This is a genomic window from Variovorax atrisoli (assembly GCF_014195185.1).
Classification (GTDB): Bacteria; Pseudomonadota; Gammaproteobacteria; order Burkholderiales; family Burkholderiaceae_C; genus Variovorax; species Variovorax atrisoli.
The window spans coordinates 871,413-895,418 of the sequence record NZ_JACIBG010000002.1 but is presented as its reverse complement, the minus strand read 5'-3'; the positions used below and the strand labels follow the sequence as shown (position 1 = coordinate 895,418).

The following is a 24,006-nucleotide window of genomic DNA, read 5'->3' as shown; positions in this document are numbered from 1 at the left end:
TGTCCCGGCCCCCTCAGGCAACCGGCTTGCCGCCGAACGCGTCCGCCACGAGGCCGATGAGCCACTGCAGGGCCGGGTCGGCATCCTGCGCGGCCGTCCACAGCAGCGACACCTCGTAGGCCGGCGTCTCGAAAGGCAAGGGGCTCACCGCCAGCCCGAGCGCGTCGCGCCAGGTGGCGGCGGCGAAGGTGGGCACCGTGGTGATCGCGGGCATCTGCCGCACGATGAAGGGGCTGGTCGCGAAGTTGCGGCTGGAGAAGACGACCTGGCGCGTGTGCCCCTTTTCGCGCAGCAATTCGTCGACGAGCCCGCTGAGGTCGGCGCTGAACGAGGTCAGCAGGTGCGGGTGGCGCAGGTACTCGGCGAGCGTGATCTTCCCGCCGCGCAGCTTCACCAACGCCGGGTTGTAGACACAGACGAAGTTCCAGCCGAACAGCGCGCGCTGCCGGTGCCACGAGGCGCGGTCGATGAAGACGCCTGCCGCCAGCTCGATCTCGGCCGCGTCGAGCATGGCGGGCGCGTTCGTGCGGTCGGCCTCGCGCGCGATCAGCCGTACGCCGGGCGCCTCTTCGGAAAGCCGCTGCATGAGCCGCGGCATCAGCGCCACTTCGAGCGCATCGCTCAGGCCGATGCGGAACACGCGCTCGGCCTTCGCCGGGTCGAACGCCGGCCGCGCATGCAGGGCCTGCTGCAGCGACAGCAGCAGCGGCTCGATGACGCGCGCGAGCTCCAGTGCGCGCGGCGTCGGCGTCATGCCGCGAGAGGTGCGCACGAACAGCTCGTCGCCCAGCGCGGCGCGCAGGCGCTTGAGCGCGCCGCTCAATGCAGGCTGGCCGATGAACAGGCGCTGCGCCGCGCGCGTGACGCTGCGTTCGTGCAGCAGCGCGTGGAACACCAGCAGCAGGTTCAGGTCGAGCCGCCTGAAATCACTTTTGTTGATGTATTCCATGGTTACAAACGATTTGAATGATAGTGCCGCGCTCCCTAACCTGAGGCCTCTTCCAGCATTCAAAGGAATCGGCATGACCCAGAAGGAACAACAGCAACAGACGGTGGTGGTGGTCGGCGGCTCGTCGGGCGTGGGGCTCGAGACCGTGCGGCGCATGGCGGCGACCGGCGCGCGCGTGATCGCCACGGGGCGCGACAACGGCAAGCTGCAGGAGGCGATCGGTGGCCTGGGCGCGAACGTGAGCGGCGCGGCCTTCGACGCCTGCGACCGCGGCGCGCTCGACGCCTTCTTCGACAGGGTCGGGCCCGTCGACCACCTGGTGCTGACGCTCAGCGGCGGCGAGGGCGCGGGCGAGTTCGCGCAGCTCGACCTGCGGTCGCTGCGCCGCGGCTTCGAGGCCAAATTCTGGCCGCAGCTCGAGGCCGCCCAGGCCGGCGCACGCGTGCTGCGCAAGGGCGGCAGCCTGACCTTCGTGACGGCGATTTCCGCGCGCAACTCGCTGCCGGGTACGGCGGGGCTGGCGGCGATCAACGGCGCGATCGAGGCCATGGTGGGCAGCCTGGCGCGCGAGTTGAAGCCGAGCCGTGTGAACGCTGTGTCGCCGGGCCTGGTCGACACGCCCTGGTGGGACCGCGTGCCAGCCGCGATGAAGGACGACCTGTTCCGCCAGCAGGTCGAGACGCTGCCCGTCGGCCGCGTGGGCCGGCCGCAGGACGTGGCGCATGCGATCCAGTTCCTGATCGAGAACGGCTACACCACGGGCACCGTCATCGAATGCGACGGAGGGCTGCGGCTGGTGTGAGTCGAAGCGCCTGCAGCACCCGAAAGCGCCTGCGCCGGGACATGCATCGTGCGGGCATCGAAAAGTTTTGTTGAAAAAATGCGGGCGGATACAGAGCGATACGCAGGACCGGGCGAACGGCGGTTCGAGGGGTGACAGTCGGATCCATCGACCTTCCACCACAACCTCCAGCCATCCAGGAAAGCCCATGACATCGTCGCTCCAACTGCCCCGCAGAACCTTCCTCGCAGCCGCCGCCCTCGGCGCCGCGGCCGCCCAGCTCGCGGCACTCACGCCGGCCTTCGCCCAGGCCGCCGGCGCGTCCCGGCGCCTCGAGCCGCTCAAGAGCATCGATGCCGGCACGCTCAACATCGGCTACTACGAAGCGGGCCCGGCCGATGGTGCTCCGGTGATCCTGCTGCATGGCTGGCCCTACGACATCCACATGTTCGTCGACGTGGCGCCCGCGCTCGCGGCGGCGGGCTTCCGCGTCATCGTGCCGTACCTGCGCGGCTACGGCACCACGCGCTTCCTGTCGGCCGACACGCCGCGCAACGGGCAGCAATCGGTGGTGGCCGTGGACATCATCGCGCTGATGGATGCGCTGAAGATCCAGGTCGCCACCGTCGCCGGCTGCGACTGGGGCGCGCGCACCGCCTGCATCATGGCCGCGCTGTGGCCGCAGCGCGTGAAGGCGCTGGTCTCGGTGAGCGGCTACCTCATCGGCAGCCAGGAGGCCGGCAAGGTGCCGCTGCCGCCGCAGGCCGAACTGCAGTGGTGGTATCAGTACTACTTCGCGACCGAGCGCGGCCGCGCCGGCTACGAGAAGAACCGCCACGACTTCGCGAAGCTCATCTGGCAGACGGCGTCGCCCAAGTGGAACTTCGACGCCGCCACCTTCGATCGCAGCGCCGTGGCGCTCGACAACCCCGACCACGTCGCGATCACGGTCCACAACTACCGCTGGCGTCTCGGCCTGGTCGAGGGCGAGGCGAAGTACCAGGCGCTGGAGGACCGGCTTGCCAAGGCCCCGGTGATCGGCGTGCCGACCATCACGCTCGAAGGCGACGCCAACGGCGCGCCGCATCCGGAGCCCAGCGCCTATGCGAAGAAGTTCTCGGGGCGCTACGAGCACCGGCTGGTCAGCGGCGGCATCGGCCACAACCTGCCGCAGGAGGCGCCCGAGGCCTTCGCGAAGGCGGTGATCGACGTCGCGCGCGGTTGAGCTGGCAAGGCCCCAAGCGCAGGAGCGACGACCATGTGGAACATCCATGACGCCTACATCGACGGCGCCTTCGTGCCCGTGCAGGGCAGCGAGCGGCTGGAGCTCGTCGACCCGGCCACCGAGCAGCCGATCGGCACCGTGACGCTGGCGAACCGCGACGACGCGAAGCGCGCGATCGAGGCCGCGAGCCGGGCACAGCCGGCGATGGCCGGCAGCACCAGGGCGCAGCGCATCGACATGCTCAGGCGTCTCGAGGCCGCCGTGCTGGCGCGCACCGAGCAGATCTGCGAAGCCACCATCGAGGAATACGGCGGCCCGCTGGCCCGTTCGCGATGGGTCAGCAACTACGCCTCGCAATGCTTCGCCGACACGGCGCGCGTGCTGGAGGGCTACGACTTCGAGCGGCGCATGGGCGATGCCGTCGTGCGCATGGAGCCGGTCGGCGTGGCGGGGCTCATCGCGCCATGGAACAGCACCGCAGGGAGCATCTGCAGCAAGCTGGCATCGGCCGTCGCCGCGGGCTGCGCATCGGTGATCAAGCCCAGCGAGTTCAGCCCGCTGCAGGCGCGGGTCGTGACCGAGGCGCTGCACGAGGCGGGCCTGCCGGCGGGCGCCGTCAACGTGCTGCTCGGGCGCGGCGGCGACGTGGGCGACGAGCTCGCCACCCATCCGGCCGTCGCCAAGATCTCCTTCACCGGCTCGACAGCCACCGGCAAGCTCATCGCACGCGCGGGCCTGGACACGCTCAAGCGCGTGAGCCTCGCGCTCTCGGGCAAGTCGGCCACCGTGGTGCTGGACGATGCGGATCTGCCTGCGGTGTTGCCCATGGCGCTGGGCGCGGCCTTCATGAACAACGGCCAGGCCTGCGTGGCGGGCACGCGCCTGCTGATTCCGAATGCGCGGATGGCGCAGGCCATCGAGCTCTTGCGCGCGGCGGCAGCAGCCATGCGCGTGGGCGACCCGCGCGACCCCGCCACCGCGGTCGGGCCGCTGGCGAGCAAGGCGCAGTTCGAGCGGGTGCAGCGGTTCATCCGCCGCGGGCTCGAGGAGGGCGCGACGCTGGTGGCCGGAGGCGAAGGCCGCCCGGAAGGCTTCGACAAGGGCTGGTTCGTGCGGCCCACCGTGTTCGCGGGCGTGCGCAACGACATGGACATCGCGCGCGAGGAGATCTTCGGGCCGGTGCTCTCGGTGATCGGCTACGACGGCGAGGACGATGCGGTGGCGATCGCGAACGACTCGCCCTACGGCCTGCAGGCCTACGTCTTCTCGTCGCAGCCGCAGCGCGCGCTGCGCGTGGCCTCGCGGCTGCGCGCCGGCACGGTGCTGGTCAACCGCGTCACGCCCGAGCTCAGCGCGCCCTTCGGCGGCGTGAAGCAGTCGGGCATCGGCAGGGAGTTCGGGCTCTTCGGCATGGAGGCCTTCCTGGAGCCGAAGACCGTGGCCGTCGCGCAGTCCGGTTGAGATCGCGCCGCGACGGGGCGCAGGGGCAGCAGGGGGCAGGGGTTATCCTGCCCTCATGCTCCTTACAGACTCCGAGTCCTGCGCATTCGCACCGCAAGCACAGGCGAATGACGGCAAGAGGCCGTTGAAGCGCTGGGCGTGCCTCTGCTTTCTTTTCTTCGTCTTCATCGCGGCCTGCGCATGCCCGGCCTTCGCGCAGTCCAGGACGAGCCCGGTGCCCGTGCCGCCGATGAAGACGCGCGTGGTCGATCTCACGAACACGCTGGGCGCGCAGGAAGCCGATGCGCTGCGCCAGGAGATTTCCGAGCTCGAGAGCAGCACGCAGGCGCAGCTCGCGGTGCTGGTCGTGCCGACGACCGGACAGGAGTCGATCGAGCAATACGCCACGCGCGTGTTCGCGCGCTGGAAGCTGGGCCGCAAGGACGAGAACGACGGCGTGCTGGTGCTCGTCGCGTTGAAGGATCGCAAGATGCGCATCGAGGTGGGCTCGGGCCTGGAGGGCGCGATCACCGACATCCAGGCCGCCGCCATCATCGACCGGGAGATGGCGCCGCGCTTTCGCAAGGGCGACTACGCGGCCGGCCTGCAGGCGGCGGTGCGTGCGCTCTCGCAGCTGATCGGCGCGCCGGCGGCTGCGCAATCATGGCCCGACACGCTCGCATCGGACACCTCGTCCGCGTCGCTGCCGGTGGATGAGGAAGCCGTGCGCGAGCCGAAGGAATCCGGCGGAGGCCTCACGCCGGAGGGGAAGGCCTTCCTCGGCGTGATGCTGTGGAGCATCGGCGTGGGTGCATGGCATGGACTGGGCGCGGGGCCGCTCGTCCCCACGCGGCGACGCACCTCGCGGCCCCCTGTGCGGGGCAAGCGTTCGGGCAAGCGCGGGCGCCGCCTCCAGCGGCCCGAGCCCTGGGCCGAGGCGCTGCAGGACATCGAGCCCGAAGAGCCGCGCAAGCCGCGCGACTGGCGGCTCGTGCTCGGCCTGGTCGGCGTGGGTCCGCTGGGCGGGGCAGCCCTGCTGCTGAACCCGTTCATGGCGGGCTTTCTGGCCATTCCGGCGCTCTTCCTCTACGGGCTCGGCTATCTGTGCGCGCGCGTGAAGGAGGTGGCCTATGTGCTCGGCGGCATCGCCGCGGTGATCGCCGCCTTGACCTGCATCGGCTTCATGGTCGGCGGCGAGGTGTTCTGGCCGGGCTTCCTGTGGGCGCTGGCGATCGGCGGCGCGGGCCTTCTGGTCACGGTCATCGTCTTCGGCATCCGCAATACCTGGCGCGACGGCAGCGTGCTGGGCTTCGTGGTCCGCTGGGTCGTCGTGCTGGGCGTGGCCGGCGCGGCGGTCGCGATCACCAGGCCCGGGCCCTTCCCCGGCGAGATGTGGATTCCGGTGGCCATCGCGACCGTCGTCGCGCTGCTGTTCATGTTCGTCTTCCCGATCTTCGGCACGGGCTCGGGGGACGGCGACGACGACAGCTCGGACAGCGGCTGGAGCAGTGGCTCGTCGAGCAGTTCTTCGAGCAGCAGCTCGTCGTCGGACAGCTCCTCGTCCGGCGGCGGGGGCTCCAGCAGCGGAGGCGGGGCCTCCGGCAGCTGGTAGCGGCCGGTCAGACCACCGGGACGCGCGTGGCGTCGGCCGCGTCCACCTTGCGGCGGTACAGCACCAGCGTGGCGATCAGGCCGCAGATGGCGGCGCCCGTCATCCACAGGCCCGGCGCGCCCTTGTCGCCGGTCATCTCGATCAGGCCCGTGGCGATGGCCGGCGTGAAGCCGCCGAAGATCGCGGTGGCCAGGCTGTAGGCCAGCGAGAAGCCGGCGGTGCGCACGTTGACGGGCATCACCTCGGTGAGCGCGACCACCATCGCGCCGTTGTAGCTGGCGTACAGGAACGACAGCCACAGCTCGACCGCGAGCATGCGCGCGAAGCTCGGCTCGCCGACCAGCCACTTGAGCGCGGGATAGGCTGTGAGGATGGTCAGCACCGTGAAGACGATCAGCAGCGGCTTGCGGCCCACGCGGTCGGACAGCGCGCCCATGATCGGCAGCCAGATGAAGTTGGAGATGGCCACGCACAGCGTGACGATCAGGGCGTCGGTGGTGCTCAGGTGCAGCACGGCCTTGCCGAAGGTGGGCGTGTAGACGGTGATCAGGTAGAACGACACGGTCGTCATCGACACCAGCATCATCCCGGCGATGACGAGGCCCCAGTTGGCGATCATCGAGCGGAAGATCTCGCGCGCGTCGGGGCGGTGCTTGCGCGCCATGAACTCCTCGGTCTCCTGCAGCGAGCGGCGGATGATGAAGAGCACCGGCACGATCAGGCAGCCCACGAAGAAGGGGATGCGCCAGTAGAAATCGCCGATCTCCTGCGGCGTGAAGGTCACGTTGAGCCAGTAGCCGAGCGCGGCCGCCACGACGATGGCCACCTGCTGGCTGGCCGACTGCCAGCTCACGTAGAAGCCCTTGTGGCCCGGCGTGGCCATCTCCGACAGGTACACCGACACCCCGCCGAGCTCCACGCCGGCCGAGAAGCCCTGCAGCAGCCGGCCGACCAGCACCAGCACCGGGGCCGCGAGGCCGATGGTGGCGTACGAGGGCACGCAGGCGATCAGCAGCGTGCCCAGCGCCATCAGCGCCAGCGTGACGATCAGGCCCTGGCGGCGGCCGACGCGGTCGACGTACGCGCCCAGGAAGATCGCGCCCAGGGGCCGCATCAGGAAGCCGGCGCCGAAGGTCATGAAGGTCAGCATCAGCGAGGCGAACTCGTTGCCCGACGGGAAGAAGGCCTTCGAGATCTGCGTGGCGTAGAAGCCGAACAGGAAGAAGTCGAACATCTCCATGAAGTTGCCGCCGGTCACGCGCAGGACGGTGGCGAACTTGGAGGAGGAAGCGGTGGAGGCGTGGGCGGCTGTGCCCGATTGCGCGGCGCTGGGCGCAGGATTCATCTAGTTGTCCCCTTGGGCGGTTCTGGCGATGTGTGCGCCCAAGCGTAGGCCGGGCTTCCCGACCGCAACCTGACTGCGCTGGTCAGGTAGCTGTCACCGGCATCGTTGTCCCTCAGGCGGGGCGCTGCAGGACCAGGAAGCTCCAGCGCACGTCGGCGCGCCCGAGCATGTCCTCGCGCTGCGCGAGGAAGCGCGGCAGCAGCCCGTGACGGCCGGCGAGTTCGGCCGTTTCCTCGGCCGAGACCTCGAACATGCGCCGTCCCTCGGGCACCGGGCCGTGGCGCAGCGACATCGCGACCTGGCCGCCTTCGGCCACCAGCCCCGCGAGAGCCTGCATCGCTGCGGCGCGCTCGGCGGCGTCCAGGTGCATCCAGACGGCGGTCAGCAGGACCAGGTCGTGGCGAGTGCCCAGCGTCAGGGTGCGGTGCAGGCCGGGCAGGTGGTCGTCGATCCACTCGATGGGCAATTCGGCATGGCGGCGCATGCCCTCGGCGCGCAGCTGTGCCGTGGGCTCGACCGCCACCACCCGGTGCCCCCGCGCGGCCAGCGCCGCGGCATCGCGCCCGGAGCCCGCGCCGATGTCGAGCACGCGCGCCGGTGCGGCAGGGAACAGGTGCAGCACCTCGCGGTGCACGTCTTCGAAGCGCAGGCTCTCGTACTGCTGCGCCAGCGCTGCGGCATTGGCGCCGTAGCCGGCTGTGCCCCGGATCTCGCTCATCCCGGCGGCGTCAGGCCTTGTACTTGATCGAGCAGCCGTACGGCCGGGTGGTGGCCGCCGAGATCGGCCTGCCTCCGAAGGCCTCGCCCAGGGCCTGGTTCACGTAGTTGGTCGCGGTCTTGATGTCGTCCGCCCGCGCCGAGGCGATGCTGTCGATGCCGCCCGCGTAAACCAGCACGCCCTTGGGGTCGATGATGAAGATGTGCGGCGTGGTGCGCGCGCCGTAGACCTGGCCGATGACGCCGTCCTCGTCCATCAGCACGGCGGTGGGCGCGGCCTTCTGCGACTTCATCCAGGCGTCCAGCGCCTCGGGCTTGAGGTAGTCGGTGGCGGCGCGCTCGGTGGAATTGATGGCCAGCCACACCACGCCCTTGTCGGTGGCGGCCTTCTGCGTGGCGGGCATGTTGCCGCTGCCATAGTGCTTGCGCACGAAGGGGCAGCCGGGGTTGGTCCACTCGAGCACCACGAACTTGCCCGCGAAATCGGACAGCTTGTGCTTGGCGCCGGTGGTGTCGACCGCGACGAAATCGGGCGCCTGCTGGCCCACCGTGGGCGCCGCGGCGGCGTTGTTGCCCATCAGGAAGGTGGCGCCGAGCGCCACTGCGGCGGCGACGACGGCACGGCGGGAGGCCCGGCTCAGGGCGGCGCGGGCATTGCGCGCGGCACGGAAGGAACGCGAGTCGGCGGTTGGCGAGAGAGACATGGCCAGCTTGAACTCCAAAACAAAATTCCAAACAACAACTGCAGCTTAGAACGGTTTCTTCAAGTGCTTGTGACAACCCATGTCACGCCGGTGGTCAAAGCGCGGCGATGGCGGCGCGGACCTCGTCCTTGCCCAGTATCTCCGTCAGCACGACCGGCGGCTTGCCCGGCGCCTGCAGCACGTACACCGGCACGCCGCTTCGGCCCAGCGCGGTGAGCGCGGCGGTGATGGCCGGGTCGCGGCGGGTCCAGTCGGCGCGCAGCATCGCGACCTTCTTGGCGTCGAAGTCGGCCAGCACCTTCTCGTCGGACAGGGTGCTCTTCTTGTTGTACTGGCAGGTCACGCACCAGGCGGCGGTGAAGTCGATGAACACCGGCCGGCCCTCGCCCGACAGCTGCGCCACGCGCTCGGCGGACCAGGGCTGCCAGCGCTGGCCGACGCCGTCCTTCGTGGCGGCCGATGCCAGCTTCGCGGGCTCCACCACCTGCAGCACGTTGCGGCCGATGGCGGCGGTGAGCACGGCGGTGAAGGCGATCAGCACGCCGGCGATCACCATCCGCGTGCGCCCGCGCAGCGTGAGCGCCCAGACGATCGCGGCCATGCACACCAGCAGCGCCAGCAGCGTGCCCGCGCCGTCGATGCCGCTTTGCTGGCCCAGCACCCACACCAGCCACGCCACGGTGGCGAACATCGGGAAGGCGAGCAGGCGGCGCAGCGTGGCCATCCACGGCCCCGGCTTGGGCAGCAGGTAGGCCACGGCGGGCACGAAGCCGGCCACGAGGTACGGCAGCGCCAGCCCGAAGCCCAGCGCCGCGAAAAGCAGCAGCGCCTGGGCGGCCGGCAGTCCGATGGCGAAGCCCAGCGATGCGCCCATGAACGGCGCGGAGCAGGGCGATGCGATGACCACCGCGAGCACGCCCGAGAGGAAGTCGTTGGCCAGCGGATGCTTGGCCTGCGCGCTGCACACCGAAGAGGGCGCGGCGCGGCCGAACTCGAACACGCCCGCGAGGTTCAGCCCGATCAGCGTGAACAGTGCCGCCAGCGCCGCCACCACGCCCGGCGACTGCAGCTGGAAGCCCCAGCCCAGCCCGGCGCCCGCCGCACGCAGCGCGAGCATGCCGCCGCCGAGCGCGAGGAAGGACAGCATCACGCCGCCCGTGTAGGCCAGCCCGGCCTTGCGGTGCGCGCTGGCGTTGCCGGCCTGCCGCGCGAAGCCCAGCACCTTGATCGCGAGGATCGGGAACACGCAGGGCATCAGGTTCAGCAGCAGGCCGCCGAGCAGGGCGCCCAGCAGCGCGGCCATGAAAGTGGTGGTGGAGGGGGCGGGCAGGTCGCTGGCCTTCGTTGCCGCGGCATTCGCGGCGTTGGCCGCGAGCGCCGCCTGCAGCGCCGGAGACACCTCGGCAGCGCGCGATGCGGCGGCCGAGGGCCACGCGCCCGAGACGGGCGCCTCGGCGCGCCACGCCACCGGCTGGCCGGGCTGGCGGTCGGACTCGGGCAGCGTCACCACCACCGGCATGACGGTGGGGCTGGCGCTGCGCTGGTCGGCCAGCGGCACGGTGGCGGTCCAGGTGTCGCCCTGCCAGGACTGGGTCCAGTCCTTGCCGGAGACGGCGGCGGTGCGGATCACCTCGGGGGTCTCGGGGAAGAACTCCAGCGTCTTGCCCTGCGCGGCGGCCGGCAGGCCCTCGAGCCGCACCTTCAGGCTGTGGCCGTCGACCTCCACGGCGCCCGGCCTGGCCAGCGGCTGGGGGGCGGCGCCCAGGGCGGCATCGAACTCGGCCTTGTGCAGCGCGGTCGAGCCCTGCAGCGGCAGGGACAGCGTGAAGGTGCCCTCCTCGGGAATGCATTCCTTGCGGCAGACCAGCCAGGAGGCCTTGAGCTGGATGTCCATCGCCGGCGTGCCGCCCAGCGCCACCGGCGGCTTGTAGAGCGTGGAAACCTCCAGCGGCACCGGCAGCAGCACGGTGTTCTCGTAGCCGTAGTTGGCGAGGCTGCCGACCGGGATCTTCTTCGGCGCCGGCCATGCGATCTCGCCGGTCGAGACGCCCGCCGGCAGCGTCCACGTCATCTCGGTGGGCAGGCCGGAGTCGCCCGCGTTCTTCCAGTAGGTATGCCACTCGGGCTGGTGCGCGATCTGCAGGCCGACCCAGACCGGGGCGCCGGGCGTCACGCCGTCGGGGGCGTGGGCGACGAGTTCGGCGCGCACATGGGGGGTGGTGACCACCGCGCCCGGTTTCGACGCCAGTTCGGATGTCGATTGCGCCACGGCCGGCATGCTGGCTGCGGCTGTTGCTATCAGAAGCGTAGCGAATTGGATGCGCGGGAAGATCATGCCGTCAGTCGGAGCAATCGGTGGGGGGCGAAGTTCCGGGGCCTCGTCAGCCTGCCGTGGCGGCTTGCGGACCCCAGCCCAGCACCACGCGGCGGCTGCTGGCGCTCTTCTTCTCTATCTTGGTGACCACCACCGCCCCGATCTCGGCGGTGTTTGCAACATGCGTGCCGCCGCACGGCTGGAAGTCGATCGCCGTCCCGCCCTCGCCCGATCCGCCGATGCGGATGGTGCGAACGGTGCCCGTGCCGCGCGGCGGCTGCACGCTCATGCTCTTGACCAGCGCGGGGTTGGCGTCGAGCTCCTCGTCGGTGATGGCGCCCACCGTCAGCGGATGGGCCGCCTCGACCAGCCGGGCCAGGCCCGCGGTCAGCGCGTCCTTGTCCAGCGGATCGGTCATGTGGAAGTCGATGCGTGCGTAGTCGGGCGTGATGGAGCAGCCGTTCACCGGGACCGGCACCAGATGGCAGAGCAGGTGCGAGGCGGTGTGGAAGCGCATCAGCCGATGGCGGCGCCCCCAGTCGATGCGGGCGGCGACAGCGTCGCCTGGCTTCAGCGCGGCCAGCAGTTCGTCCTGCCCCGGGGCCGGCACGTGGATGAATTCGTCGGTCGGCTTGCCTTCCGCATCCTTGGCCTTGCGGGTGTCGGCGATGACGATTTCTCGCCCGCCGGCCATGGCCAGCACGCCGCTGTCTCCGGCCTGTCCGCCGCCCATCGGATAGAACACCGTGCGGTCCAGCACGATGCCGGTGTCGTCGATTCGCACGATGCGGGCGTCGCAGCTGCGCAGGTAGGCGTCGGCGCGGAACAGGTCGTCGGTCATCCGGCGATGGTAGCGGCGATGCGCCGATGAGGTGCGCCCACGCCAGAAAGCGCCCACGGCCGACACTGCCCGGTGCACCCGCCTGGGGAAGATGTGCCGCATGCGGCACGCCGCCGCAGACGACCGCAGCGCAAAGGAACACGCATGGAACGACAGCAGCAAGCACCCACCCGCATCGCGCCTTCGTGGCCCGCAGCCACCGCCGCGGCACTCGCCGCCGCGCTGCTCGTCGCCGGCTGCGGCGAGGCGGCAAAGCTCGCGCCCGAGCTGACCACCGGCCCCCGCCCGCAGCTGGCCGAGCCGAACAAGACGCTGATTCCCACCGTCAACGTCGCGCCGGCTGTCGGCTGGACCGACACCGCCGCGCCCGTCCCTGCCGAGGGCCTGAAGGTGACGGCGCTGGCGCGCGGCCTCGACCATCCGCGCTGGGTCTACACGCTGCCCAACGGCGACATCCTCGTGGCCGAGAGCAACAAGCCGCCCAGGCCCGCCGACAGCAACGACGGCGGCAGCGGCCCCATCGCCAAGATCCGCAACTGGGTCATGGGCAAGGTCATGGGCCGCGCCGGCGCGGGCGTGCCCAGCGCCAACCGCATCACCCTGTTGCGCGACGCCGACGGCGACGGCGTCGCCGAGGTGAAGCAGGTGTTCATGACCGACCTGCGCTCGCCCTACGGCATGGTGCTGGTGGGCGGCGAACTCTTCGTCGCCAACGCCGATGCGCTGGTGAAGGTGCCCTACACCGAGGGCCAGACCTCCATCACCGCCAGCCCGACGCTGGTGACGCAGCTGCCCGCCGGCATCAACCACCACTGGACCAAGAACGTCATCGCCAACGCCGACGGCAGCAAGCTCTACGTGACGGTCGGCTCCAACAGCAACATCGGCGAGAACGGCCTGCCGGCCGAGGAGGGCCGCGCCGCCATCTGGGAGGTCGACACCAAGAGCGGCGAGAAGCGCCTCTTCGCCAGCGGCCTGCGCAACCCCAACGGCATGGGTTGGGAGCCCGAGACCCAGGTGCTGTGGACCGTGGTGAACGAACGCGACGAGATCGGCAGCGACCTCGTGCCCGACTATCTCACCTCGGTGAAGGACGGCGCCTTCTACGGCTGGCCATGGAGCTACTACGGCGGCGTGGTCGACGTGCGCGTGCAGCCGCAGAACCCGCAGATGGTCGCCAAGGCCATCGCGCCCGACTACGCGCTCGGCTCGCACGTCGCGCCGCTGGGCATGGCCTTCTCGCGTCCGGGCGGCATGCCCGAGCAGTTCGCCAGCGGCGTCTTCATCGGCGAGCACGGCTCATGGAACCGCAAGCCCAAGTCGGGCTACAAGGTGGTGTTCGTGCCCTTCATCGGCGGCAAGCCCAGCGGGCCGCCCATCGACGTGCTGACGGGCTTCCTCAGCGCCGACGAGAAGGCCCACGGCCGCCCCGTGGGCGTGGCGCTCGACAAGAGCGGCGCGCTGATCGTGGCGGACGACGTGGGCAACACCGTGTGGCGGGTGTCGAAGGCGCGGTAGCCGTCGTCCTTCCTGCCTCAGCGCTGCGGCCGGGTGATGCGGTAGAGCCGGTGCCGGCGCAGCGCGTGTCCTTCGGGCACCAGCGGGTGGTCGAAGGCGCCATCGATGTCTTCCTTCATGCCGATGCGCTGCATCACCGCGGCCGAGCGGGTGTTGTTCCATGCGGTGAAGGCGACGATCTCCTGCAACCCGAGCTGCTCGAAGCCCACCTGCAGCGCGCCGCGCGCCGCCTCGCTCGCATAGCCATGGCCCCACCACCTGCGCGCGAAGCGCCAGCCGATCTCCACGCACGGTGAGAAGGGCAGCTCGGGCGCCGGCGAGTTGAGCCCGGTGAAGCCCATGAACTCGCCCGACTCCCTGTGCTCCACCGCCCAGAAGCCCCAGCCGCTCTCTGCGATGCGCGAGCGTGTGCGTGCCACTGCCGCATCGCTGTCGGCGCGCGTGGGCAGCGGCAGCAGGAATTCCATCACCAGCGGGTCGCACGCGAGCTCGAAGAAGGGAGCGAGGTCGCTGTCGCGCCATTGGCGCAGGCGCAGGCGGGTCGTGTCGGTTTCGATGATGTCTCTGGTCATGCGGCCGATTGTGTTCGACCAGCACGCTAGCCCCGCCGCGGCGGCAGGCGCTCTCTCCATCGCGCCTGCCTGCCGCGTGCCTTGACTCAGAACCCGGCCAGCACCACCTTGCCCTGCGCCTTGCCGCTCTCGATGAGCGCGTGGGCGCGGCGCAGGTTCGCGGCGTTGATGGTGCCGAAGCTCGCGTTCGCCGTGGTGCGGATGCGGCCCGCGTCGACCAGCGCCGCCACCTCGGCCAGCAGCGCGCCCTGCTCGGCGATGTCGGGCGTCTCGAAGCGCGAGCGCGCGAACATCATCTCCCAGTGCAGCGAGATGCACTTGGTCTTCAGCGGCATCGCGTCGAGCACCTTCATGTCGTCGATCACCGCGAGCTGGCCCTGGGGCTTGAGGCTTTCGATGATCTGCGCGTAGTGCTGGTCGGTCTGCGTGAGGCTGGCGACCATGTCGACCTCGCCGATGCCCGCGGCCTTCAGTTCGGCGGCCAGCGGCCTGGAGTGGTCGATGACCGCATGCGCGCCCAGTTCCAGGCACCAGGCGCGCGTCTCGGCGCGCGAGGCGGTGGCGATCACGCGCAGCTTCGTCAGCTGGCGCGCGAGCTGGATGAGGATGGAGCCCACGCCGCCGGCACCACCGGTGACCAGCAGCGTCTGGCCTTCGCCGCCGCCCTTGGGCACGCGCAGGCGGTCGAACAGCAGCTCGTAGGCGGTGATGGTGGTCAGCGGCAGCGCGGCGGCCTGCGAGTCGTCGAGGCTCTTGGGCGCGAGCGCCGCGATGCGCTCGTCCACTGCGTGCAGCTCGGCATTGGTGCCGGGACGGATGATCGAGCCCGAGTAGTACACGCGGTCGCCGACCTTGAAGTTCTTCACCTGGGCGCCGACGGCCTCGACCGTGCCCACGGCGTCCCAGCCCAGCACCTTGGCCTGGCCGGCCTCGGGAGCGGCGTTCTTGCGGACCTTGGTGTCCACGGGATTGACCGACACCGCCTTCACGCGCACCAGCAGGTCGCGCGCGCCGGGCACGGGGGTGGGCAGCTCGATGTCCTGCAGCGACTCGGGGTTGTCGATGGGAAGGGGCTGGTAGTAGCCGATGGCTTTCATGGGAGGACCTTTCAGTGACGATGAACGGACTGTAGGATCGCAAGGCCGATTTGATAAGTAGGCCGAAATCAGCAACAGTTTCAAATGAAGATTGAAAATATCTCCGACCTGCAGGTGCTGGTGCACACCGCGCGCGCCGGCACGCTCACTGCGGCGGCGCATGCGCTGGGCATCACGCCGGCGGCCGCGAGCGCCACGCTCAAGCGGCTGGAGGCGCAGCTCGGGGCGCGGCTGTTCGAGCGGTCGACGCGGGCGATGCGCCTCACGCCGCAGGGGCAGACGCTGCTCGACTACGCGGTGCGGGCGTTCGAGCTGCTGGACGAGGGGGAGTCGCTGGTCACGGCCGATCGCGGCGAGCTGGTCGGCACCCTGCGCGTGGCCTCGCCCTCGGACCTGACGCGCAGCACGCTGCTGCCGTGGTTCGACGAGTTCCTGGCGCTGCATCCGGGCGTGCAGCTGTCGCTCTCGGTGGGAGATCGGCCGCTGGACGTGATGCGCGACGAGGTCGACGTGGCGCTGCGTTACGGCGCGCTGGCCGATTCGCGGCTGGTGGCGCGCGCCTTTGCGCTGACCAATCCGCTGCTGACGGCGTCACCCGACTACCTGCGGCGGCATCCGGCGCCCCGGGTGCCGCAGGACCTGGTGCATCACAACTGCCTGATCTTCAATCGGTCGGGGCGGCGGCACCGGGTGTGGCGGTTTGCGCAGAACGGGCAGTGGACGGAAGTGCGGGTGAATGGGAACCGCAGCGTGGACGATGCCTCGTTGGCGCGGGAGTGGACTGTGGCGGGGTATGGGATTTCTCTGAAGTCTGCGCTGGATGTGCGCAATGACATTCGGGAAGGGCGGTTGGTGCAGCTGTTGGCGGATTGGGAGACTGAGCCTTATCCGTTGCATGCCTTGTTGCCTAGTGGGAGGTTTGTGCCGGCTCGGGTTCGGGCGTTTGTCGAATTTCTTGCCGTGAAGTTCGAGGGGTTGTTGGGGGCGGGGTGAGGTTGTTTCCCGGGGCCGGGACTCGCCCCGGCGGGCGACCTGCTTTCTTTTGCTTCGCCAAAAGAAAGTAGGCAAAGAAAAGGCGACCCCGCTGTCTGCGACCCTTCGCTTCGCTGCGGGCAACCTGCGGTGCTCGCGTTTCGCGGGGTCTCGCCCAAACTCGCTTCGCTCAGACAAGGGCGAGCCCTGATCCGCGAAACGCTGCGCTCCTCGGCGCAGCCAGAGGGGAGGAGGGACGCTCGGGCCTTTGCTGCGCTCGGCCTGGCTCCCTCTCCCTCTCCCGCTTGCGGGAGAGGGCTGGGGTGAGGGCTGCGGCGCCTATGTGTCGTGCTTTCTCGTTCTTTCAGATCATCGGCGTGACCGCACCATCCATCGCCACGATCGCGCCGGTCACATAGCTTGCCTTCGGCGACGCGAGGAACAGCACGGTGTTCGCCACTTCTTCCGGCGTCGCGATGCGGCCCAGCGGCAGTTTGGACTTGGCACGCTCCAGTGCTTCGTCGGTGCCGATGCCCTGCAGCTTCGCGTCGGCCTTCATGCCTTCCTGCAGGCGCTCGGTGAGGGTGAGGCCGGGGTTCACGGCGTTCACGCGCACGCCCTTGGCGGCGTAGGCGGCGGCCATGCCGGCGCTCACGAGCATGAGGGCTGCGTTGGCTGCGCCGCCGGCCATGTGGACGGGGCTGGCGACCTTGCCGCCCTGGCCGATGACGTTGACGATGGCGCCGCGGCCGCGACGGCCCATCCGCTTGACCACCGGGTCGATCATGTGGATGTAGGTGAAGTACTTGGCGTCCATGGCGTCGTGCCACGACGCGGCGGTGAGGTCGTCGGGCGGGGTGCGGCGGGCGGCGCCTGCGGAATTGACGAGGACGTCGACGGGGCCGAATGCCTTTTCGGCGGCGTCGAGGGCGGCAACGGCGCCGGCGGGGTCCTTGAGGTCGGCGGCGTGGATGGAGACGCGGCCTTCGGCCTGCGCGAACGATTCGAGCAGGGTCTTGCGGCCCTGTTCCAGATTGGCGAGGTCGCGCGAGACGAGGCTCACGCGCGCGCCTTCGCGCAGGAAGCCGAGGGCGCAGGCCAGGCCGATGCCCTTGCTGCCGCCGGTGACGAGTACGTGTTGGTCCTGGAGTTGGAGGTCCATGAATCGGGTCCTTGTTAGAGATTGCAGGATGGGTGCGGCGATTCAATCACCACAGCGAAACCCCTGCACGCGCCCGGACGGACGGACCGCGGGCGCTCAGCGCCTGTTCTTCGTGGTCTCGGGTTCGAGGGCCGCCGGCGTGGTGTCGATGGCTTCGCGCAGGTGGCCGTCGTTGTCGTGGTGCACCAGCAGCTGGCGCGTGCGCTGCCAGGTCGACAGGCGCGAGGGTGGCACCTCGATGTAGGTGGCCAGGGCGGAGAGGGAGGATTTCTCCTTCACCGGCGCCGGCTCGCGGCGGTGCTGCCGGCGGCGCCAGGGTGCGATCACCAGCATCGACAGCAGGATGCCGCAGATCACCAGCCCGTAGAGGCTCAGCAGGTGCATCACCTCGGGCTGGGAGCGCGCGCCCAGCACGTAGGGCCACGCGTACCAGATGGCGCAGAACCAGATCGCGACGGTGACGGCGGGGCGCAGCAGGCGCAGCCACAGGTACATGGCCAGCGCACGCTGCGGCGAGCGGCTGCTGCCGAAGGCGTGCAGCGGAATGCGCGCGGCGTCGATGATGGGCTCCTCCACCGCCGGCTGCCCCCACGAGCGGCGCCGGCTCGGGGGCGCCGTGTCGTTGTGCATGTCGGGCGGGTAGCTGGAGGGGAACACGGACTCATGGGACATCGGAAACTCCTCTATCGGGACTTGTCCACACCGCTCGTTTGCCCCGGCGGCGTATCAGGGCTTTGGGAAAGGCGATCACGGTGGTGGCCATCGTGATGGTCCAGAAGGCGATCGGATACCAGATCGTTCCGGCGAAGTAGCGCATCAGGTCCCGGTCGTAGCGGCGGTCGATCCACAAGCTCAGCAGCATCTGCAGGATGCAGGTCATGGCCAGCAGCGTGCCCTGCCAGTGCGGCAGCAGGGCCGAGTGCCACGACGAGTCGTAGGGCAGGAAGGGCCGCACCAGGCTGACGACGAGCACCAGCGCCATCGCATAGGCCCAGAAGACGCTGGTCATGTACTCGATGTAGATGGGCCACATGCGCCAGTGGCGCGGCCGCAGGATGTGCGAGCTGCAGCGCAGCATGGTCTGGATGCCGCCGATGGCCCAGCGCAGGCGCTGCTTCCAGAGGCCGCGCAAGGTCTCGGGCATCAGGATCCAGCACAGCGCGCGCGGCTCGAAGCGCAGCTTCCAGCCGGCGATCTGCAGCTTCCAGCTCATGTCGATGTCCTCGGTGAGCACGTCGGGGCTCCAGAAGCCCACGTCGATCACCGCGCGGCGGCGGAACATGGCGATCACGCCCGACACCGTGAAGAGCGTTCCCACCAGCTGCTGCGAGCGCTTGATGAGGCCGATGATCGAGGAGAACTCGCCCACCTGCATGCGCCCGAGCAGCGTCGTGCGCGTGCGGATGCGCGGGTTGCCGGTGACCGCGCCGATGCGCTCCGAAGCCAGCATGGGCAGTAGCATCCAGGCGATGGCGTCCTCGTCGATCAGTGCGTCGCCGTCGATGCCCAGGATGTACTCGCCGCGCGCGAGCTGGCAGGCAGTGTTCAGGCCCACGGCCTTGCCCTGGTTGCTGGCGTTGTGGATCACGCGCAGGCGGCCGTATTCCTTCGTCATCTCGTCCAGCAGCTCGCCGGTGCCGTCGGTGCTGCCGTCGTTCACCGCGATGACTTCGCAGTAGGGGTAGCGCGTTCGCATCAGCTGCTCGATCACCTCGCGCAGGTGCGGCGCCTCGTTGAAGCAGGGCACCACCACCGTGACCAGCGGGCGCGAGGGCAGCAGGTCGAGCGGGTTGACGTCCACGTCGCGCTTGCGCTCGAACACCATCGCATGCGAGAGGCCGCCGGCCATCCAGACGTAGGCCATGAAGAACGGGTAGTAGAAGACGAAGCCGAACAGCAGCGAGGGCAGCGTCTGCGCGAGGAACTGCGTCGTGGGGCTCATGGCGCACGTCCTCCCTGCGCCGCGGGCGACGGGCCTTCGGGCTGGGCCGGCGTGCGCAGCGCACGCGGCAGCAGGGTGCGCACCGAGATCGCGCGGCGCACGGTGTCAAGCCCCGGCTGGTCGTTGAGGAAGTCGTCGGGGTAGTAGCCGAGGTGGCGCACACCGGCGCGCTGCAGCAGCGTCCACTGGCGCGCGAGTTCGGCGTCGGGCACGGGCTTGCCGGTGCGCCAGTCGCGCGCCTGCAGTTCGAACACCGTGCCGTCGAGGCCGCGCGGCGTGTCGGCGGCGCGCCTGGCCAGCCGCGCGAGCCAGCCTTCCGCGTCGGCCTCGCGTTCCATGCGCGGCATGGCCATCAGCGCGACGTAGTCGTAGGCCGCGAGCGAGGACTCGTAGTTCTGCGCGAACCACTGCTCGGCCTGCGGCTCGAGCACCGGCCGGGCGTAGAGGTTACGCGCGGTTTCCAGCGCGGGCCGCCACGCGCCGGTGCGTGCGGCGAGCTCCTGCGTGAACTCGATCAGGTGGCGCGTCTTGGCCGCGGTCCAGCGCGCCGCCAGTTCGGGGTTCGCGCGGATCGCGGCCATGTCGGCCGGCAGGCCCCACTTCGCGTAGGCGGCCAGCGCGGCAGGGCTCGCGTCCTCGTCGTCGGACAGCATCGCGTCGTCGTGGAACAGCAGGCCCTCGAAGAAGGCGTGGCGGCCCAGGTCCTCGTAGATGTCGCCGACCAGCGCCCGCACCGCGGGGTCGAAAGGCGTGAGGCGGTGGTAGCGGTCGGCGTGCACCGCACCGTCCTGCGCCGTCACGGTGTGCGTGGCGAGCGGGTTCGACGCCGGCAGCCTGAAGGCCGTGACCGGCATCCACGCGTAGACCTTCACGCCGGCGCGGCTGTGCAGCTGCCAGGCCGCGCGGCCGAACAGGTCGGCGCGCACCGGCAGGTGGCGGTTGGGAAAGTACAGCGCGTCGGCCACGCCGTCGCCGTCGGGGTCGGCGTACGCCTGCAGGAACACCGCGCGCGGATGCACCGCGGCCACGCGGTCAATCAGCAGCGAGAGGTTGCGCTCCTGCTGTCCCGGATCGGGGTCGTACACGTAGTCGAGGTCCACGTGCATCACGCGGTTGACCGGCCGCACCTCGCCGCCCACGGGGCTGCGCAGCATGCGGTCGAAGGCGGGCGCCTCGTTGTCGTAGGCGGCCAGCGCGCGGCGGATGCGCGCGAGCGGCACCTCGGGCGCGTTGGGGCCGTCGTCGAGCGTGAAGGTGATGGGCATGCCCGCGCGCTTCGAGGCCTCGACCGCGGCGCTGTTGTAGGCGCCGTAGGGCCACACCATCGAACGCACCTTCGCGCCGGTGCGCCGCTCGATGATCTCGCGGCTGCGGCGCAGGTCGGCCTCGACGCGCCGCACGTAGGTGTCGTCGTCCTCGTAGCGGCCGGTCTTCGGGTCGTAGCGGTGCGTGGCCGCGGCCGGCAGCAGGTTGCCCTGCGGGTTGGCGAGGATGCCGGTGTGCAACGCGTCGCTGTGGCTCGCGAACTCGACCAGGCCCGAGCGCGCCATCTCGGCCGCCTCGCTCCACGAGAGGAAGTTCTCGCGCGGCGCGGGCCTGTCGCCCCAGTGCACCTGCCGGCCCTCGGGCACCTCGAGCCAGCTCGTGACCAGCGCCATCAGCGCCGGGTAGTTGTAGCGCTTGAGCAGCGGGAAGACCTTGGTGTAGGCGCTGCGGTAGCCGTCGTCGAAGGTCAGCAGCACCGGCTTGGGCGGCAGCGGCTTGCCGCCCGCGCGAGCGTCGACGATCTGCTGCAGGCTCACCGGGTGGTAGCCGTTGTACTGCAGCCAGGCGAGGGTGTCGGCGAAGGTGCGCTCGTCCACCGCGGTCTCGTCGGGCGATGCCTCGAAGCTCTGGCGCACGTTGGCGCGCACGTCGTGGAACGCGATCACGCGAAAGCTCAGGCCGTCGTCCGGGTCGGCGGGCGGCAGCGGCTGCGCGGGCACCGGCAGCGCGCAGGCCGCGAGCAGCGCCAGCAGCAGCCACGGCAAGGTCGAGCGCCAGAAGGCGAGGGGATGGGGCTTGGTTTTTCTTCTCATCACGGCAGCGGGGTCGAGAGGTTCAGGAAGACGCCGCGCTGTCGCTCGCGCACGCCGTCGTAGGGATGGCCGGAGAAGACCAGGCCGTAGCGCAGCGTGAGCTTCGGGCCGAGGTTCCAGCGGTGCTCGTAGCGCAGGCTCCACATCGGGCCGCTTCCGAAGCCGGCCTGCCGGTAGCTGCCGCCGCCGAGCTCCAGCACCTGGAAGAACTGCCGGTCGTCGCGCTTCCAGTTGAGCCACTGCGCGCGCACGCTGAACTGCACGCTGGAGTCGCTCGACGGATTGAAGTAGGGCGCATCGACCGTGCGCCCGCGGCTCGCGTCCGCGCCCAGGCGCGTCTCGAGCTGGAAGGCCGGTGTGCTGATCCAGCGCTCGCGCCAGCCGATGTCGACGCCTTCGCGCCGGTTGCCGTCGCTGAAATCGAGCTGCTGCCACTTGAGATCGAAGCGGCGCGATTCGTCGACCACGTAGCCCACGCCCGCGCCGAACTCATGCGCGCCGATGCCGGCCGCGCGCGCCTTCCACGGCAGCTCCCGGCTGTCGCCGTCGTAGGTGGCCGACAGCCGCCATGCGTCGCCCGCGCGGTAGTCGAGCCGGCCGGCCACGCTGTTGCGGTACGGCCCGCTGTTCGCGTGCTGGACGATGCCTTCGGCGAGCCAGCGGCCCTGCTCCCAGCTCAGGCCGAGGCCGCCGCGCGCCCAGTTCGCGTTGCCGATGTCGGTGCTGCCGCGCCCCAGCGTCTGCTCGTAGAACACGCGCCAGCGGTCGTCGATGAGGCCCGAGCTGAGCCGGCTGTCGATGCGCCATTCGTGGTTGGCGATGGCCGCGCCGCCCGAGGAGGCCTCGGCGTCGACGTCGAGTCTCGGGCCCACGAGCGCGCGGCGCTTGCGTTCCATCTCGCGCACCTGCACCGAGTCGGGCACGTCGGCGGCGAGCGATTCGGCGCGGCGGCGGGCCTCGGCGAACTCGGACGCGTCGAGCAGCGCCTCGACATGGCCCACGCGCGCATCGGTGTCGTAGGGCGAATCGGCCGCGAGTGCCTCGTAGCGCGCCAGCGAGGCCTCGGGGTGCTCGCGCAGCCGCTCGGTGAGGGCCGCGCCGTGCGCGAAGCCGGCGTTCATCGGCGCCTCCCGCGTCAGCACCGAGAAGCTGCGCTGCGCGAGCGCGGGACGGTCGGTATAGAGCTGCACCATGCCCCGCAGGCCGCTGACGTCGGTGTACTCGCCGTTCGGGCGGCCGGGCTCGGGCGCGAGCCGCAGCTGCGCGGGCGTGGCGGCCTCGATGCGCTGCAGCAGCGCATCGGCGTCCGCGAAGCGGCCCACGTCGAGATAGGCGTAGACCAGCCCCAGGTACGCCTGGTCGGGCATCGGCAGCTCGGACCCGCGCCAGGCGATGGCCGCCTCGTAGACCGGCACGGCCTCGATGGAGCGCCGCTCCTGCGCCAGCGCGCGGCCCGCGGCCACCAGCGCGTAGGCGGGGATGTCAGTGTCGGTGGCGCGCATCGCGTCGTAGAGCGCGATGGCCTGGGCAGGGCGGCCGCGTTCGACCAGCGCCAGCAGGCGGTCGGACTGCAGCTTCACGCGCAGGTTGCGCCATGCGTCGGCGTCCACCGAGTCCGCATGGAGCACCTCGGCATCGACCCGCGCCAGCGCGGCTTCCTGCTCGGCCAGCACGCGGTCGAGCGCCACGACGCGCTCGGTGCCCAGGCGCTGGTCGCGCGCCTGTATCGCCCAGCGCAGCCGCTGCGCAAGCGCCTCCTGCTGCAGGGTGGACAGCGCCAGCGGCGAGAAGCTGCCGGGGCTGGCGCGCTGCGCGGCCTCCGCGCTCTCGAAGGCGCTCGATGCGGCGCCGCTGTCGGCGAGGAGGAAGTCGGCCTCGCGGCGCAGGTCGGGACGGCCGGGTCGAAGAGCCCCGGCCTCGGCGTAGGCGCCCAGGGCCTGCAGCGTGTCCTTGCGGGCACGCGCGAGCGCGCCGCGCAGTTCGAGCAGCGCCACGCGGTCATCGATCCGCGTGGGAGCGGGCTGCGACAGCGTGTCATAGAGCGCCTGTGCGCCGGCGAGGTCGCCGCTCTCGATGCGCCACCAGGCCTCGTGCACGCGGGGCTCGCGCGCTTCGGGCTGCCGCGCGCGCCAGACGGCGATCGTCTCGCCCTGCAGGCGGGTGTCGTGCGTGCGCCGGGCGGCCACCGCCAGCGGGCCTAGCGCATAGGTCTGCAGCGTCGAGGGCGCGAACTCGCGGCCGAGCGCGACGGCCTCCGCGTACTGGCCGTCCGCCGAAGCGATCGCGATGGCGTCGGAGGCCACGCGCCGGCGCGCATCGCCGTCGATCGGCGAGGCCAGCCATGCCTTGAGCTGGCGCAGCGCGTCGGCACCGGTGATGCGGCCTTCGCGGCGCTCGACGATCAGCGCGTCGTGTCGGCGCGCGTCGTAGGCCGCGTCATTCGGCGAACGCGCGCTGTCGATGGCCGCGGGCCGTGCGGGCGACGGCTGCGCGAGCGCGACCGGTGCGCCGAACGCCAGGGTGCATGCCAGGGGCAGTGAGGGAAGTTTTTGCGCGGTTCGCGCCAATCGAAGAAACATCGGACCGGCCGGCGCCGAAGCGCGCGCAGCCATGACCGTGCCTCCAGTCTTTTTCTGGATGAACACCTTGCTCCCTTGGAAAACCGAAAAGAGACCCCGGGCGACCCATCGCGACGCCGCAAGGACCGGGGGTGCCTACGTGACAGGCCGGCAACCCC

19 protein-coding genes are annotated in these 24,006 nt (G+C 70.6%); 6 read left to right on the top strand and 13 right to left on the bottom strand.

What is annotated here, in order from left to right; translation table 11 throughout:
- Positions 1-13 precede the first annotated feature (13 nt).
- Entirely contained in the window at positions 14-949 is a 936-nt protein-coding gene (locus FHY06_RS10970) for a LysR family transcriptional regulator (RefSeq protein ID WP_184604947.1), read from the bottom strand.
- A 73-nt stretch (positions 950-1,022) separates the two neighbouring features.
- Between FHY06_RS10970 and FHY06_RS10965 the strand changes: the two genes are divergently transcribed.
- The 4 genes from FHY06_RS10965 (at position 1,023) to FHY06_RS10950 (ending at position 6,007) form a co-directional block, all read left to right on the top strand.
- On the top strand, positions 1,023-1,751 hold the full coding sequence (locus FHY06_RS10965) for an SDR family oxidoreductase (protein WP_184604944.1): 729 nt from the start codon (positions 1,023-1,025) through the stop codon (positions 1,749-1,751).
- Positions 1,752-1,938: 187 nt separating this feature from the next.
- Complete coding sequence (locus tag FHY06_RS10960; protein WP_184604942.1) at positions 1,939-2,955, top strand: alpha/beta fold hydrolase; 1,017 nt, start codon at positions 1,939-1,941, stop codon at positions 2,953-2,955.
- A gap of 33 nt (positions 2,956-2,988) precedes the next feature.
- The gene (locus tag FHY06_RS10955) at positions 2,989-4,416 is read left to right on the top strand and encodes an aldehyde dehydrogenase family protein (protein ID WP_184604940.1); all 1,428 of its coding nucleotides are present in this window, start codon (positions 2,989-2,991) and stop codon (positions 4,414-4,416) included.
- 124 nt (positions 4,417-4,540) lie between these two features.
- Entirely contained in the window at positions 4,541-6,007 is a 1,467-nt protein-coding gene (locus tag FHY06_RS10950; RefSeq protein ID WP_184604937.1) for a TPM domain-containing protein, read from the top strand.
- A 7-nt stretch (positions 6,008-6,014) separates the two neighbouring features.
- Here the strand turns inward: FHY06_RS10950 and tcuC are convergent, their stop codons facing one another.
- From tcuC to FHY06_RS10925, 5 genes are all read right to left on the bottom strand, one after another.
- The gene (gene tcuC, locus FHY06_RS10945) at positions 6,015-7,352 is read right to left on the bottom strand and encodes an MFS transporter (RefSeq protein ID WP_019658295.1); all 1,338 of its coding nucleotides are present in this window, start codon (positions 7,350-7,352) and stop codon (positions 6,015-6,017) included.
- Between the two features lie 112 nt (positions 7,353-7,464).
- The gene (locus FHY06_RS10940; RefSeq protein ID WP_184604935.1) at positions 7,465-8,070 is read right to left on the bottom strand and encodes a class I SAM-dependent methyltransferase; all 606 of its coding nucleotides are present in this window, start codon (positions 8,068-8,070) and stop codon (positions 7,465-7,467) included.
- A gap of 10 nt (positions 8,071-8,080) precedes the next feature.
- Positions 8,081-8,773 carry a thioredoxin family protein gene (locus tag FHY06_RS10935; RefSeq protein ID WP_184604932.1) on the bottom strand — a complete coding sequence of 231 codons (693 nt, stop codon included), beginning with the start codon at positions 8,771-8,773 and terminating at the stop codon, positions 8,081-8,083.
- Positions 8,774-8,867: 94 nt separating this feature from the next.
- Positions 8,868-11,051 (bottom strand): protein-disulfide reductase DsbD family protein, encoded by a 2,184-nt coding sequence (locus FHY06_RS10930; protein ID WP_260310243.1) that lies wholly within the window; start codon positions 11,049-11,051, stop codon positions 8,868-8,870.
- Positions 11,052-11,154: 103 nt separating this feature from the next.
- Entirely contained in the window at positions 11,155-11,928 is a 774-nt protein-coding gene (locus tag FHY06_RS10925; RefSeq protein ID WP_184604926.1) for an alanyl-tRNA editing protein, read from the bottom strand.
- 144 nt (positions 11,929-12,072) lie between these two features.
- On the opposite strand from FHY06_RS10925, the gene FHY06_RS10920 reads away from it, so the two are divergent.
- Positions 12,073-13,446, top strand: coding sequence for a PQQ-dependent sugar dehydrogenase (locus FHY06_RS10920; RefSeq protein WP_184604924.1), 1,374 nt, complete (start codon positions 12,073-12,075; stop codon positions 13,444-13,446).
- A gap of 17 nt (positions 13,447-13,463) precedes the next feature.
- Here FHY06_RS10920 and FHY06_RS10915 read toward each other — a convergent pair whose 3' ends face one another.
- Together FHY06_RS10915 and FHY06_RS10910 are read right to left on the bottom strand one after the other, a co-directional pair.
- Complete coding sequence (locus FHY06_RS10915) at positions 13,464-14,018, bottom strand: GNAT family N-acetyltransferase (protein ID WP_184604922.1); 555 nt, start codon at positions 14,016-14,018, stop codon at positions 13,464-13,466.
- 86 nt (positions 14,019-14,104) lie between these two features.
- Positions 14,105-15,115 (bottom strand): zinc-binding alcohol dehydrogenase family protein, encoded by a 1,011-nt coding sequence (locus tag FHY06_RS10910; protein ID WP_132752112.1) that lies wholly within the window; start codon positions 15,113-15,115, stop codon positions 14,105-14,107.
- Between the two features lie 84 nt (positions 15,116-15,199).
- Here FHY06_RS10910 and FHY06_RS10905 point away from each other — a divergent pair, with 84 nt between their 5' ends.
- Positions 15,200-16,108, top strand: coding sequence for a LysR family transcriptional regulator (locus FHY06_RS10905; RefSeq protein WP_184604920.1), 909 nt, complete (start codon positions 15,200-15,202; stop codon positions 16,106-16,108).
- A 343-nt stretch (positions 16,109-16,451) separates the two neighbouring features.
- Here FHY06_RS10905 and FHY06_RS10900 read toward each other — a convergent pair whose 3' ends face one another.
- The 5 genes from FHY06_RS10900 to pgaA all read right to left on the bottom strand — a co-directional run bounded on the left by FHY06_RS10900 (position 16,452) and on the right by pgaA (position 23,881).
- Positions 16,452-17,249, bottom strand: a complete 798-nt coding sequence (locus tag FHY06_RS10900; RefSeq protein ID WP_145761882.1) for an SDR family oxidoreductase — start codon at positions 17,247-17,249, stop codon at positions 16,452-16,454.
- A gap of 96 nt (positions 17,250-17,345) precedes the next feature.
- Entirely contained in the window at positions 17,346-17,921 is a 576-nt protein-coding gene (gene pgaD / locus FHY06_RS10895) for a poly-beta-1,6-N-acetyl-D-glucosamine biosynthesis protein PgaD (protein ID WP_260310224.1), read from the bottom strand.
- Positions 17,911-19,191: a poly-beta-1,6-N-acetyl-D-glucosamine synthase gene (gene pgaC, locus FHY06_RS10890; RefSeq protein ID WP_184604918.1), complete on the bottom strand. Its 1,281-nt coding sequence runs from the start codon at positions 19,189-19,191 to the stop codon at positions 17,911-17,913. The genes pgaD and pgaC overlap by 11 nt, the downstream gene beginning before the upstream one ends.
- Positions 19,188-21,269, bottom strand: a complete 2,082-nt coding sequence (pgaB, locus tag FHY06_RS10885; RefSeq protein WP_184604915.1) for a poly-beta-1,6-N-acetyl-D-glucosamine N-deacetylase PgaB — start codon at positions 21,267-21,269, stop codon at positions 19,188-19,190. The genes pgaC and pgaB overlap by 4 nt, the downstream gene beginning before the upstream one ends.
- Entirely contained in the window at positions 21,269-23,881 is a 2,613-nt protein-coding gene (gene pgaA, locus FHY06_RS10880; protein ID WP_184604913.1) for a poly-beta-1,6 N-acetyl-D-glucosamine export porin PgaA, read from the bottom strand. The genes pgaB and pgaA overlap by 1 nt, the downstream gene beginning before the upstream one ends.
- Positions 23,882-24,006: the final 125 nt, after the last annotated feature.